The organism is Nocardia otitidiscaviarum (genome assembly GCF_007362295.1).
Classification (GTDB): Bacteria; Actinomycetota; Actinomycetes; order Mycobacteriales; family Mycobacteriaceae; genus Nocardia; species Nocardia otitidiscaviarum.
Genome location: NZ_CP041695.1, coordinates 2,369,444 through 2,381,971, shown reverse-complemented (window position 1 = coordinate 2,381,971; position 12,528 = coordinate 2,369,444). Strand labels below are relative to the sequence as shown.

Genomic DNA, 12,528 nt, shown 5'->3' with positions numbered 1-12,528 from the left:
CTGGATCGTGTCCATCCTCGTCTCGGGGGCCACGGCGGGCTCATCGTGACGAGCGGACCGGATCGGCGGGTGACGCGCTTCGTGCCTGTTCCCGCGCCAGCGCCCGATCGCGCTGCTCCTCGAATCGGGGGATCTTGACGGTCTCCAGGTCCTCCAGGAAGGCCGCCAGCCGCTCCCGCGCCTGTTCACCGCGCGCACCGAAGTCGTTGCGGTCGAAGATGTTCCACTGCCGCACCACGGGCATGAGCACCTCTTCCAGATGCTGGCGCAGATCGTAGACGCCGTGTTTGGCCATGAGGACGCCGTTGCGGCGGAAGTTGGGCATCCCCGCGCCCGGCATGCGGAAGTTCTCGACAATGGTGTCGATGGCCTGCATGGCCTGATCCGGCACCAGATCCAGGGCCGCGCCGCACATGGTGCGGTAGAAGATCATGTGTAGGTTCTCGTCGGCCGCGATGCGCTGCAGCATGCGGTCGGCGACGGGGTCGTCGCACACCCGCGCGGTATTGCGGTGGCTCACCCGGGTGGCGAGTTCCTGAAAGCTGACGTAGGCCACCGAGTGCAGGAACCCCAGACCGTCGTCGAGGGCGGCGGCCGGGGCGCCGAATCCGTTGGTCATATGCGTCATGCGGTCGTGCTCCAGCGCCACGGGATCGACGCCGCGGGTCACCACCAGATAGTCGCGCAGGACGACGCTGTGCCGCTGCTCCTCCGCGGTCCAGCGCCCCACCCAGGTCCCCCAGGCCCCGTCCTGCGAGAAGTTCTCGGCGATCTCGCGGTGGTAGGACGGCAGATTGTCCTCGGTCAGCAGATTGGTGACCAGCGCCGCCTTGGCCACGTCGCTGAGCCGGGATTGCCCCGGCTCCCAGTCCACGCCATCCAGCATCGCGAAATTGCGGCCCTCGTCCCAGGGCACGTAATCATGCGGATGCCAGTCCTTGGACATCTTCAAATGCCGGTTCACGCACTCCCCGGCCACGGGTTCCAACTCGGTCAAGATCTCTCGCTGCGTCAATGCGCGCACACCGCACTCCTCGAACCGGTTCGGGGCCGCGTCGATTCGCGGCCTGAATCGCCCACACCACCAGGACGGCCGAGGCGCCGGTAGGGACGAACGTCCCGTCCAAGATCGGCTAATGTCATCACCGCCCCGACGGCTATGCTCGAAGCATCGACACACCGCGAAAACAGCCACGCCAGCGCCGGTCTCGGGAGACCGTGGCGGTGGTGCTGGAGGCCGCCGCGCAGCTGTTCTCCCGGGAGGGGCTGGCGGCGACCACCAATCGCATCGCCGACCGGGCCGGGGTGTCGATCGGCACGGTGTACCAATACTTTCCGAACAAACACGCCATCCTGCGCGCGCTGGCGCACGCGCACGTCGAGGAGGGCGGACGCCGCCTGGGTGCGGTGTTCCGGCGGCTGCGCGCCGAGCGGCCGCCGTTCCCCGAGACCCTGTACGCCATGCTGGACGCGGTGGCCGACCTGCACCGCGATCGCCCGGCGCTGCACGGCCTGCTGCACCGGCTCGCGCCGCGGCTGCCGGAGGAGGTGGCGGCGCTGCGCGCGTTCGAGGACCATCTGGTCGATGAGGTCGCCTACCACCTGGAACGGTGCGGGCGCGGTGGCGAGGATGTCGAACTGGCGGCCCGGACGCTGGTGCACGCGGTCGACGCGCATCTGCACCGGGTGCTCACCCGGCACGCGATCGACACCGATCAACTGGTGCGTTTCGCCGAACTGTTGGTACCCGATCCGGTGACGGCCGCGAGCACGGAGCGCAGCGCGCCCGCGAGTTCGGTCAGGCCGGGTTCCTCGATCGGGTAGTGGCCGCAGTTGGTGAGCAGCACCGCCTCGGTGGGTGCGGCGATTCGGCGGAGGAAGCGCAGGCTCAATTCCGGCGGCGTCCACCGGTCGGCGGCCGGGTGCACGAGGGTGACCGGCGCGGCCGTATAGCGTTCCGGCGGGGTGTGCGCGAAAGTCAGGAAGCTGGCGAGGAATCCGAGCGGGATGTGGACGCCGCCGCCCCGCGGATCGGTGGCGCACAGCCGCGACAGTTCCGGATTCAGACTCATCGCCCGCATATCGACCAGCCAGCGAATGGGGACGCGCACCCGTCCGAGGAGCGGGTCGAGCGCTCGCAGCACCGGCGCGAGCGCGGCCGTGGCACCGATGCGCGCGGCCGCCCGCCGCGCCGCCGGATCGGCGGGGTCGAGCAGACAGGTGGCGACCACATGGGCGATCCTCCCGGTGCGCGCCGCGACCTCGTAGGCCAGCATGCCGCCCATACTCGCGCCGAACAGCAGCAGCGGGCGCTCGTCGCGATCCCGTTCGGCGGCGACGAGATCACACAGCAACTCCACCCAGTCGCCGTAGCGCGCCCCGGCCGGATCGGGTTCGACGGTGTCGCCGTAGAGCGGCAGATCCGGGGACAGCACCTCGATCCCGGCCCGTGCGGCCAGCGCCGTCAGCGGCCACAGCGCGGCCGAGTAGCCGCCCGCGCCGTGGATCACCAGGGCGCGGGCGGGCGATTCGGGCGCGTCCGCCCGGGCGATGTGCACGCGGCGACCGCGCCAGGACCACCAGGTGGAGGTCGGCGGCGGCAGGGGTTCGCGGCGGTAGTCGGCGGGGAGGAAGTGGGCGTATCGCTCGAAGTCCATACCTCCAGCGTCATCGGTGCGACGGCGGGCGACAACTCGCGTTCCGCCGCTGCGTGGAAGCCAGCGAAATCACGCTGACCTGCGCTTTTTCCATCCTTCCGGACGGGAGGCCGGATGCTGCTCAGTTTTCCGGACGCCACCGCGTCAAGGGGCCTCACCACGCCTTGACCGACGTAGCTTTGCGGCGCAAAGTGAATATATGAACTCTGCATCACAAAGTAATCCCGGTTCCGAGCAGGCCCGGCAACTGGTGGACGATATGGAACACCTCACCCGACGCGGCTGGAAGCTGGCCGCCCCCATGTGGTTCCCCATGCTGTGCATCGCCGTCACCACCCTCGCGTCGGTACCGGCCGCCATCCTGTTCGAGGGCACGAACGCCATGGGCTGGTACTGGATCGTCGTCTCCCTCGCCGCCGCGCTCGCCTGCGGCTGGTACTTCTCCACCCGCCGAGTGCAGCTCCCGGATCTGCGGGGCGGCATCGTCATACTGGCCGCACTGGGTCTGCTGGTATCCACGCAACTGCTCGGCTGGTTCTACCGGGGTGAGTGGGCGCTGGTGGCCCCCTGGCTGGCCGTCGGCGTCGGACTCGCCGTCTTCGCGGCGGCACTGCGGTCGCTCACCACGGCCGCGGTCGCCCTGGCCAGCATCGCGGTCGCGGTCATCGTCGGCATCACCGAACCCGAGCACGGGTACGCGCTGCTCGCCCTGGTGGTCGGTGTCACCGCCGCGCTGGCCGCCATGGTGGAACTGGTCCGCACCGACGCCGGTACCGCCGCATGAGCGACCCGCACCCCTCGCTCGACCTCGACGATGTCGTGCACCAGCGCACCCGGCTCGGCATCCTGGCTCTGTTGCGCTCCGGTGTCTCCATGGAATTCGGTGTGCTGCGGGACAATCTGCGCCTCACCGACGGCAATCTGAACCGGCATCTGAAGGTGCTCGAACAGGCCGGGCTGATCACGGGCAACCGGGTCACCGGCCGCGGTCGACCCAAGACCTGGCTCGCCATCACCGCCGCGGGCCGCGACGCCCTGGATGCCGAACTCGCCACCCTGCGCGCCCTCATCGAGGCCACCGAACAGCCGGCGCCCGAGCAGGATGCGTCGTAGGCGCGTGGCCGACTGGTCTCCGCCGCACGGCCACAGGCATGATCGGGATATGAAGGTTTTCCAGATCGGTGCGGCCGGGGGTGTCGGACGGCGGCTCGCGCGGCTGCTGACCGACCGCGGCGACGAGGTCAGCGGCATGTATCGCAATCCCGAACAGGTCGAGACCGTGCGGGAATCCGGCGCCGTGCCGGTGCCGGGGGATCTCATCCACGATTCCGTCGACGAATTGGCGAAGAAGCTGGCCGGGCACGATGCCGTGGTGTTCTCGGCGGGGGCGCACGGCACCGGCATGGATCAGACCACCGCCATCGACGGCAAGGGCCTGGAGAAGGCCGCCGATGCCGCGGCGCTGGCCGGGGTGTCGCGATTCGTGCTGGTCTCGGTATTCCCGGAGGCGGGGCGAAATCGGGAAACCACCGAGGGTTTCGAGCACTACATGCGGGTCAAGAAGATCGCCGACGCCTATCTGACCCGCACCGACCTGAACTGGCTCATCGTCCGCCCGGGCACGCTCATCGACTATCCCGGCACCGGCCGGGTCAACGCCGGGCTCGCCATCGAGTACGGCAGCGTGCGTCGCGACGACGTGGCCGCCTTCCTCGCCGCCGCCCTGCACGAACCACGCCTGGACCGGATGCTCGTCGAACTCACCGGCGGACAGACCCCGGTGGACGAGGCCGTGGCCCGCCTGGTGACCGCGACGCCCTAGGCCCACACGACACCCCCTCTCGGATGCCGGGATTGCCCACGCTCGACGCCGTGAGTCGCCAGCGCCGGTTCGGCGGGTGAGCGTCTGAGCACGTCGGCATCGCGATAACCCAGCGCCGTGGGGGTGCTGCCCGGCCGCCGCACGTCATTCTCCGAGCCGGATCGCCTCGCCGGATGCCGCCGCGACGTCACCCTCCTCCGGTGTGATCAGCAGACGTTTGAGCACCTTGCCCGTCTCCCCGCGCGGCAGACCGTCGAGGAAGGCCACATCGCGCGGTACCGAGACGCGGCCGAGACGGTGGCGCAGGTAGCGGCGCACCATCTCCGAGTCCAGCCCGGCCCCGGCATTGCGCACCACGAACGCCGCCAGGCGCTGTCCGAAGTCCGGATCGGGCACGCCCACCACCGCGACCTCGTTGACCTGGGGCAGCTGGGCGAGCGCCTCCTCCACCGGACGCGGGAAGACGTTCTCCCCGCCGGAGATGATCATCTCGTCCTCCCGGCCCGCGATGAACAGCCGCCCGCTCACATCCAGATAGCCGAGATCGCCCGTATCCAGCAGTCCGTCGTTCTCCTCGGGTGGCACGGCATTGACATAGCCGTCGAACAGCATCTGGTTGCCGACGAAGATGCGGCCGGTGACGCCCACCGGCACCGGCCGCCGATCGTCACCCAGTACCGCGATCTTCGTGCCCAGCGGCGGTCGCCCGGCCGTCATGGGAGAGATGCGCAGATCCTCCGGCGTGGCGATGGTCGCCCACGACACCTCGGTCGAACCGTAGATGTTGTAGAGGATGTCGCCGAAGGTGTCCAGGAAGCGCAGCACCGTCGAACCCGCCAGCGGCGCACCGCAACTGGCCACGACGCGCAGGCTGGAGGTGTCGTAGCGCGCCCGCACCGCGGTCGGCAGGTCGAGCAGTCGCTGCGCCATGGTCGGCACCACCAGCAGGGTGGTGACCCGGTGCTCGGCGACGAGGCGCAGGGTGTCCTCCGCGTCGAACCGCGCGGGCAGCACCACGGTGGCCCGCAGCGCCGCGCCGAGTTGCAGTCCGGACAGCCCCCAGGTGTGGAACAGCGGGGCCGGTATGAGCATGGTGTCGTTCATCCGCAGCGGAATGCGCGAGAGCAGGGCGGCGAGGGCGCCGAAACCCCGTGCGTTCGGTCGCCGCGCGCCCTTGGGCGCGCCGGTGGTGCCGGAGGTGAGCACCACCAGCCGACCGGGCTGCGGCGGTTTGCGAAACCCCTTCGCCCCCAATTCGATCAGATCATCGATGGTGAGCCGCCCGGCCGTGGGCCGGTCGCCGTCCGTCGTCACCCGGGGGATGCCCTCGTGCAGATAGCCGACCAGCGATTCCAGCTCACCGTCGACGAACAGGGCCGAGAGCCGGTCGCGCTGCACGATCTCCTCGATCCGCCGCGCCGACAGTCCGGCATTGAGCAGCACCGTGTCCACGCCGAGTTTCCCGGCGGCGACCATGGTTTCGACCATCCCCGCGTGATTGCGCGCGAGCAGGCCGAGCGCGTCGCCGAAACGCAGCCCGAGCGCGCCCATGGCGTGGGCCAATGCGTCACTGCGCCGGTCGATCTCGGCGTAGGTGCGGCTGCCGTGCCCGTCCACCACGGCGACGCGATGGGGCGCGCGGGCGGCTCCGGCGGCGTAGGCGCCCGCGAGATTGAACCCCCAGCGCGCCAGTCCGCGCAGTTGCCGGACCACCAGGTCGGGACGGCTCGGGCCCACCACACCGGTCTCGAGCATCTGCCGGGCCACCCCGACCGCCCGCCGTACCCGCGAGTCCTCACCATTGACCGCGACCGAGGTCGCCTTCCCTCGCACGATATCGGCGGCGCGCTCCAATCCGGTTCGAATCCAGCGCACCACCGCGGATTTCGGCAACTCCGCCAGCCGGGGATGCAGCCGCCCGACGGCGAAGCAGGTCACCGTCACCCGCGTGCGCGCGTCGTCGCCGACCATCCGCACGGTCACGAAGCTGCCGCGGGCCGGACACTGCAATTCCAGGCTCTCGCCCGCGCGGCCCGCCCGCACCCGCACCTCGAGGATGGCGATACCGGTGTCCGGGGTGCCGATGCGAAAGAGCACCAGCGGATTTCCCTCGACCACGCCCACCTGTTCGCATGCCCCGATCCCGGGGTAGACGCGTGGATAGGTCTCGGGTTCGAGCAGCAGCGCCCACAGCGCATGCCTCGGAATCGCTATCTCAGCGGCCGCATCGAAGACATCGGTCACCACCGCAGCGCCACTCCTTGCCGGGCCCGCGCACACCAATCCGGTCGGGATCGCTCCGTTCTACCGATCCGCACGGCGGCGGGGAGTGGAATGCAGCGGTTCCCGGTCTATTCACCAGTCGCGGCCGAATCGCTTATGACCGAGCACAATCGGGCCCGCACGGGGATCACCATCACCGGGACCGCCGCCGCGTCGACCGCCGCGCGCACGGTGCGGGCGTGATCGGGGGCCAGACGCCGCGACCAGCCCAGGACGACCAGATCGGCCTCCCGCGCCGCCACCTCGACCACATGTTCGCCGGGTGCACCGCTGCACAGGGTGATCTCGGGGCACAAATGCGGTACCAAGGGGGCGCAGAACCGTGCCCGGAATTCCGCCTCCCAGGCTTCGCGGGCGTGCGCGGCCTGATCCCAGCACGCCGGTACGGTGCGTGCGTCGAACACGTGCAGCAGGACGAGTTCGATTCCGGCGGTGTGGAACAGCCGAGCGGTCTCCGACACTGCCCGCGCCGCCTCCTCGGTGCCGTCGAGCGGCAGCAGCACGCGTTCGATGGCGCCGGGCGTGCCGCCGGGCCGCGGTGTCACCACGGCGGGGACCAGAACCAGGGGATCGCGCGCGTGTTGGAGCAGCCACCAGACGTCGTCGAATCCGACGACGCCCATCAGCACGTCGGGATCGTCCAGGGCGTCGAGGAATTCGGCGTCCGAGGCGTCCTTCGGCGTGTACCGGGTGCCCAGTCGCAGGGATCGGGCCAGGTCGGCCGCGATCACCTCGGTGGTGGGTGCGGGCCGGACCAGGATATCGGTCATGGGGTCTCCTCATCGGTGGGCCACCAGGCCGCGCCGACGACGGGGTGTGCGGCGCGGTCGCCGACCGCCACGGTCACCGGGCCGTCGCTGTGCACGCCGACGCCGGTGTGGGAGATGTCGAGCCGGATGCGGCGGCCCAGGCAGTGGAAGGCCAGCCGCAGCCGCGGCCAGCGGTCCGGCAGCACCGGCCGCACCCGCAGCACGCCGTCGCGCACCCGGACCCCGGCGAAGCCGGTCAGCATCGCCTGCCAGACTCCGGCCACGGTGGCCATGTGCAGGCCCACCGCGGTGCTGCCGGTGCGATCGTCGAGATCGAGCCGCAGTGCCGCGCGCAGCATCTCCAGCGCGGCGTCGGCACGTCCGGCGCGTGCCAGCAGCGCGGCCATGGCGGCGGGTGACAGCGAGGAGCCGTGCGCGGTACGCGGACCGTAGAAGTCGAGGTTGACCGGCAGCGAACCGGGCACGGTCTCCTCGGGCACCAGGTGGTGCAGCATCAGCGCGTCGGGCTGTTTGATCAACTGCGAGCCCGTCACCCGACGCTGCCCGAGCAGGACGTCCACCGCCACCGGCGGCCGGGCGCCGACGTCGGCCATGGTGAGCGGTTCCAGCTCGAAGTATCCGGCGAACTGCTCGTAGCGGCCGTCCGGGTGCGCCTGGTCCACGATGTGCTCGGCCAGCTCCCGCCAGCGCGCGAATTCCGCTGCCTCCTCGGCGTTCCGGGGATGCAGGCGGGCGGCACGACGCAGATTCCAGCGAGCCATGACATTGGTGTAGGCGTTGTCGTCGACCGTTTCGTGGTACTCGTCCGGGCCGATCACGCGGTCGATGTGGCCGCGACCGTCCGCGTCCACCCGCACCCGCGCGGCCCAGTAGGCGGCGGTCTCGGTGAGCAACTCACGCGCGGTGGTGTGCGCGAAATCGGGACGCCCGCACCATTCGGCGAAATGATCCACCGCCCAGGCCACATCGGCGGTGATGTGCTCCTCGAGGTCGCCGGTGAGAATGGGAACCTCGGTGCCGCCGAGGAATCCGCTGCGCGGGGTGACGTCGAAGCCGTCGGCGGCCGACTCCCAGGGGAAGCGCGCACCGACGCGGCCGTCGGCGCGAGCGCGGGCACGCGCGCCCGGCAGCCGCCGCAGCCGGTAGGCGATCATGGCCTCGGCGGCGGCGGGATCGATACTCGCCATGGCGGGCAGCACGAAGGCGTCGGCGTCCCAGAACACGTGGCCGCGATAGCCGGAACCGGAGATGCCGCGCGCGCCCACCGCGGATTCGCCGTGCGCGCCCGCGTTGTTCCAGAGTTGGAAGAGCGCGAAGCGCACGCCCAGTTCGACTTCCGGATCGTCGGGCAGTTCGATGCCGACGGCGGACCAGCGCCGCGCCCACACCCGGCGGTGCTGCGCGAGCAGCTCGTCCACCCCCGCCTCCCAGGCGTGGCGCAGCTCGCGCAGGGCGCGGCTCGCGCCGCCGCCGTCGGCATCGGTGGCGCAGGCGGTGATGCGGTCCAGGCGCGCGGTGCCGTCGGCCGCGGTGAGCCGCTGGGAGGCCGCCGCGGCGATCCCACCGCCGGTGTCATCGGATTCGACTCGCAGACAGCGTGTTTCGGCGCCCAGATGCGGGGAGACCGCGGCGAGTTCGGTATGCCGCACCCCGGGTTCCGGCGGCGGTGGATGCAGCGGTGGGCCGGGGTCCAGCCGCCCGGCGTCCGCCTCGGCGCGCAGCACATGCAGGCCGGGCCGGTCGGCACACGCGAAGCGGAGGCTGTGAAAGTCCTGTCCCCCTCCGGTTTCGCTGTGGTGCAGGACGCCAGCATACAGGTCGAGGTAGCGCCGACCGCCCGCTACCGGAGGGTCGACGCCGAGGACCGTCCAGCGCGGCCCCTCCAGCAGATGCTGCTCGGGACCGGTTCCCGCGTACACCCCCTGGGCGAGAATGCCGGGCGCCGCGTCGATATCGGCATCCTCCGGCGCGCCGCGCGCCGCGATACCGCCCTCGGCGACGGTGAATACCGCGGCATCGGCGACCTCCGGGCGGTTCGCCTGCTGCGGTACCGTCCATCGCCGCGGATCATGGGCGCGCTCGACGGCATCGTCGTCGGGTGTCGCGTCCGGAGCTATGTCGAACAACCCCATTGTCGTTCATCTCCCTCGTCTTTCCTGCCCCGAAGCGGGCCATACCTCTACGATCCGCCACCCGGTCGCCCGGTGCCACCCCCTGGTTACGACAGTGCGCGGTAGGGGCCGCGGGTGGCCAGTGGGCGGTAGGTGGGCCGATGCGTACGCCGGTCGATGAACGGCGTGGCATCGCAGAACCGCTGCGGGAGTGGCGGGTTGGCAGGGCGCTGCACCACCGCGGGCTTGCTGGGCGGTCGCTCCGCCACCCCGGCAGGCGGCATGGTATACGGGTACCGCAGTGTGCTGAACTGAAATATCAAGCAGCACAGCGCAATCAGCGCGCCGACCAGCCACGCGGAGGCACCGGAGAATCCGATCTGCTTGAACCACACCGCAATCCCGGCGGACAGCAGTGCACCGACCGGAGCGGCCGCGCTCCACAACAGTCGGGCGGGCACGGCCCGCGCGGCAAGCACGCAGCCCACCCCCAGCCACCACGGCGGGCAGAGCGCGACCGCGGCCAGGCCGTGCAGCGGGGCGGTGAGCACCTGGAGCGTACCGGGATCCGGATGTCGCAACCAGCCGTCCACCACCGCGTTCGCGATCGAATAGGGTACGGCGACCGACAGTGCGGCGATCGCTGTCCAGCTGGTCCAGACCTTCGAATCCATGGGTGCTCCTCTGGCAGGGGGACGCGCCGGGATGAACGCCGACGTCCGCCCCGACCGGCGAGGCGACCGGGGTGCCGACCGTCTCTTCAGCTCTATCGCCCCCGCCCCCACGAATGTTGCCTCTCGGTAACCAGGCGCCGATGTGTCGTCCACCACCGGCCGTGGCGCACCCGCGCCAACCGTTCACTCCCCCATGGCCCCCGCCCCGTCCCGGGGTTAGTGTCGGACCATGGTGCGCACCGCTCTGGCCGCGGCGGATCCCGACGAACCAGACCACGCCGCGTCCACCACCCGCCCCCACCTGGGTGTCGTCCCCGGCACCCCCGATCCGGGCGAGCTGGATGCCGACCGTTTCGCTTACTTGGTCTTCACCGCGGCGGACGCACAGCGCCTGCCCGCCTCCGCCCGCCACCGCATCGCGGCCTACATCCACCTCCAACTGGCCACGCTGGAGGAGTTCGGCGACACCGCCGAATCCGCCGAGCACTGACCCGAAACCGTTACCGCGACCGGCGACTCGTTCCGCACAGCACGGACGCGGTAGCGACACCCGCTTGCCGCCGGACCGGGCGGCATCGACCGCGTCCTGGATGCTCTCCAGGGCGCGGATCACAAATCGGTTGGTGCGCCGCACCCGAGTTGTTACGGTGTGCGACGTGAATTCCCCGGAGGCGTCCGAACGATAGCCGACCGGCCCACGGGTCGGTCGGCGTAGCGAGCGCAGCTCCACCGGTCCCGTGCGCGACCGGTGAACACGGCCGTCTCGCGACGCCGGATGTGTTGTTCCACAACCATCTCAGGCGCCGTCCACGCGACGCGCCTCGAATACGGGGAGTCTTCTCTCATGCCCTTCGTGGTGTACGTTCTCGCCGCCGCGGTCTTCGCGCAGGGAACGTCGGAGTTCATGCTGTCGGGGCTGCTGCCCCGCATCGCGACGGATCTCGGGGTCTCACTCGGCGCCGCCGGGTTGCTCACCTCGCTGTTCGCCGCGGGAATGGTGCTCGGTGCGCCCACCATGGCCATGGTGGCGAGCCGCCTGCCGGTCGGGATCGCGGTCACCGCATTCCTCGGCCTGTTCGGCGCCGTCCACGTGATCGGCGCTACGACAACGGATTTCGGAGTACTGCTGGCGACCCGGGTGTTCGCCGCGATCGCGAACGCCGGATTCCTGGCGATCGTGCTGGCCGCACTGCCACGCTGGGTCGGTCCGGCGCTGGTGGGTCGGGCGACCGCGGTCGTGGTCTCGGGGGTGACGGTGGCCTGCATTGTCGGGGTGCCCGCGGGGACGCTGCTCGGACAGCTGTGGGGATGGCGGTCCGCCTTCTGGGCCGTCGCGGCCGTCAGCGCGCTGCTGCTGATGCCGGTGTGGGCGCTCGTTCCGCGTGGCGGCGACGAATCGGCCGCACCGCGAACGGCGGTGCGACGCGAGTGGGCGGTGGTCGCCGACCGCCGGGTGGTCCGTGCCGGGCTGATCGCGATCCTGGTCAATGCCGCGACCTTCGCCGCCTTCACCTATCTCGGCGCCATCACCGCCGATATCGGTGTGGATCCGTACTGGGTGCCGGTGGTGCTGGCGTTGTTCGGCGTCGGCTCCTTCGCCGGGGTGACGGTCGCGGGGCGGTACAGCGACCGGTACCGCGACCGGATCGTCACCGGCGGCACCGGCGCGCTCGTCGCGGTCTGGGCGGTCACCGCTCTGACCGCGCATACGCTCATCGGGCTGACGGTCATGGCGGCGGTGGCGGGCGCGCTCGCCTTCGGCGTCGGATCGACGCTGATCGCCACGATCGTGGGGACGGCCGCACCGGCCGCGCCCCGTATCGCGGGTGCGCTGGCGACCACCGCCTTCAATCTCGGTGCGGTACTCGGTCCGGTGGCCGCCGGAATGCTCGTGGACGCCACGCGGCGACCGGTGGCGGCGCTGTGGTGCGGCGCGCTGCTCGTCGCCATCGCCGCGAGCGTGCTCGTACTCGGTCGCCGCGACACCGCGGCGGAGGTGTCCACCGCGCCACGCTGAGCGCCGCTGTCCGTCGACATCCGTCCGCGTCCATCCGTATCACCCGGATGCCGACGGCACGGAGGCGTCGGCGGTTCGCCCTCTCGCGACACCGCGGAGTCATCGACTCCGCGGGGAGCCGCTGGTTCGGGACACCAGCGGCTCCCCGCGTCAGCAACTCCGGACGTCAGTAGCTTCGCGCGTCAGCAGCTTCA

General features: G+C 70.9%; 12 protein-coding genes. 6 read left to right on the top strand and 6 right to left on the bottom strand.

Annotated elements, in window-relative coordinates; all coding sequences use genetic code 11:
- Positions 1 to 40: 40 nt before the first annotated feature.
- The gene (locus FOH10_RS10300) at positions 41 to 1,024 is read right to left on the bottom strand and encodes an acyl-ACP desaturase (protein ID WP_143980533.1); all 984 of its coding nucleotides are present in this window, start codon (positions 1,022 to 1,024) and stop codon (positions 41 to 43) included.
- A gap of 194 nt (positions 1,025 to 1,218) precedes the next feature.
- Between FOH10_RS10300 and FOH10_RS10295 the strand changes: the two genes are divergently transcribed.
- Positions 1,219 to 1,824: a TetR/AcrR family transcriptional regulator gene (locus FOH10_RS10295; RefSeq protein ID WP_143980532.1), complete on the top strand. Its 606-nt coding sequence runs from the start codon at positions 1,219 to 1,221 to the stop codon at positions 1,822 to 1,824.
- Here FOH10_RS10295 and FOH10_RS10290 read toward each other — a convergent pair.
- Positions 1,716 to 2,657 carry an alpha/beta hydrolase gene (locus tag FOH10_RS10290; RefSeq protein ID WP_143980531.1) on the bottom strand — a complete coding sequence of 314 codons (942 nt, stop codon included), beginning with the start codon at positions 2,655 to 2,657 and terminating at the stop codon, positions 1,716 to 1,718. The two genes, FOH10_RS10295 and FOH10_RS10290, sit on opposite strands and share 109 nt — an antisense overlap.
- A gap of 199 nt (positions 2,658 to 2,856) precedes the next feature.
- Here FOH10_RS10290 and FOH10_RS10285 point away from each other — a divergent pair, with 199 nt between their 5' ends.
- The 3 genes from FOH10_RS10285 to FOH10_RS10275 are packed head-to-tail and all read left to right on the top strand — an operon-like array spanning position 2,857 to position 4,479.
- The gene (locus tag FOH10_RS10285) at positions 2,857 to 3,441 is read left to right on the top strand and encodes a hypothetical protein (RefSeq protein ID WP_143980530.1); all 585 of its coding nucleotides are present in this window, start codon (positions 2,857 to 2,859) and stop codon (positions 3,439 to 3,441) included.
- Positions 3,438 to 3,770, top strand: a complete 333-nt coding sequence (locus FOH10_RS10280) for a transcriptional regulator (protein ID WP_039817432.1) — start codon at positions 3,438 to 3,440, stop codon at positions 3,768 to 3,770. The genes FOH10_RS10285 and FOH10_RS10280 overlap by 4 nt, the downstream gene beginning before the upstream one ends.
- 49 nt (positions 3,771 to 3,819) lie before the next feature.
- Positions 3,820 to 4,479, top strand: a complete 660-nt coding sequence (locus tag FOH10_RS10275; protein ID WP_143980529.1) for an NAD(P)H-binding protein — start codon at positions 3,820 to 3,822, stop codon at positions 4,477 to 4,479.
- Positions 4,480 to 4,623: 144 nt separating this feature from the next.
- On the opposite strand, the gene FOH10_RS10270 is transcribed toward FOH10_RS10275, so the two are convergent.
- The 4 genes from FOH10_RS10270 to FOH10_RS10255 all read right to left on the bottom strand — a co-directional run bounded on the left by FOH10_RS10270 (position 4,624) and on the right by FOH10_RS10255 (position 10,317).
- Positions 4,624 to 6,726: an AMP-binding protein gene (locus tag FOH10_RS10270; protein WP_143980528.1), complete on the bottom strand. Its 2,103-nt coding sequence runs from the start codon at positions 6,724 to 6,726 to the stop codon at positions 4,624 to 4,626.
- Between the two features lie 104 nt (positions 6,727 to 6,830).
- Positions 6,831 to 7,532: a universal stress protein gene (locus FOH10_RS10265; protein ID WP_143980527.1), complete on the bottom strand. Its 702-nt coding sequence runs from the start codon at positions 7,530 to 7,532 to the stop codon at positions 6,831 to 6,833.
- Positions 7,529 to 9,664 (bottom strand): glycosyl hydrolase family 65 domain-containing protein, encoded by a 2,136-nt coding sequence (locus FOH10_RS10260; protein WP_143980526.1) that lies wholly within the window; start codon positions 9,662 to 9,664, stop codon positions 7,529 to 7,531. Before FOH10_RS10260 ends, FOH10_RS10265 begins: the two co-directional genes overlap by 4 nt.
- Positions 9,665 to 9,750: 86 nt before the next feature.
- Entirely contained in the window at positions 9,751 to 10,317 is a 567-nt protein-coding gene (locus FOH10_RS10255; RefSeq protein WP_143980525.1) for a hypothetical protein, read from the bottom strand.
- A gap of 229 nt (positions 10,318 to 10,546) precedes the next feature.
- Between FOH10_RS10255 and FOH10_RS10250 the strand changes: the two genes are divergently transcribed.
- A complete protein-coding gene (locus tag FOH10_RS10250; RefSeq protein WP_143980524.1) occupies positions 10,547 to 10,807 on the top strand; it encodes a hypothetical protein in 261 nt (86 codons plus the stop codon).
- 354 nt (positions 10,808 to 11,161) lie between these two features.
- Positions 11,162 to 12,334 (top strand): Cmx/CmrA family chloramphenicol efflux MFS transporter, encoded by a 1,173-nt coding sequence (locus FOH10_RS10245; RefSeq protein WP_143980523.1) that lies wholly within the window; start codon positions 11,162 to 11,164, stop codon positions 12,332 to 12,334.
- Positions 12,335 to 12,528 lie beyond the last annotated feature (194 nt).

Excerpts from the sequence above, each read along its gene's own strand:
- FOH10_RS10285 (WP_143980530.1), top strand. The coding sequence starts at position 2,857 with ATGAACTCTGCATCACAAAGTAATCCCGGTTCCGAGCAGGCCCGGCAA.
- FOH10_RS10280 (WP_039817432.1), top strand. The coding sequence starts at position 3,438 with ATGAGCGACCCGCACCCCTCGCTCGACCTCGACGATGTCGTGCACCAG.
- FOH10_RS10260 (WP_143980526.1), bottom strand. The coding sequence starts at position 9,664 with ATGGGGTTGTTCGACATAGCTCCGGACGCGACACCCGACGACGATGCC.
- FOH10_RS10255 (WP_143980525.1), bottom strand. The coding sequence starts at position 10,317 with ATGGATTCGAAGGTCTGGACCAGCTGGACAGCGATCGCCGCACTGTCG.
- FOH10_RS10250 (WP_143980524.1), top strand. The coding sequence starts at position 10,547 with ATGGTGCGCACCGCTCTGGCCGCGGCGGATCCCGACGAACCAGACCAC.
- FOH10_RS10265 (WP_143980527.1), bottom strand. The coding sequence starts at position 7,532 with ATGACCGATATCCTGGTCCGGCCCGCACCCACCACCGAGGTGATCGCG.
- FOH10_RS10275 (WP_143980529.1), top strand. The coding sequence starts at position 3,820 with ATGAAGGTTTTCCAGATCGGTGCGGCCGGGGGTGTCGGACGGCGGCTC.
- FOH10_RS10290 (WP_143980531.1), bottom strand. The coding sequence starts at position 2,657 with ATGGACTTCGAGCGATACGCCCACTTCCTCCCCGCCGACTACCGCCGC.
- FOH10_RS10245 (WP_143980523.1), top strand. The coding sequence starts at position 11,162 with ATGCCCTTCGTGGTGTACGTTCTCGCCGCCGCGGTCTTCGCGCAGGGA.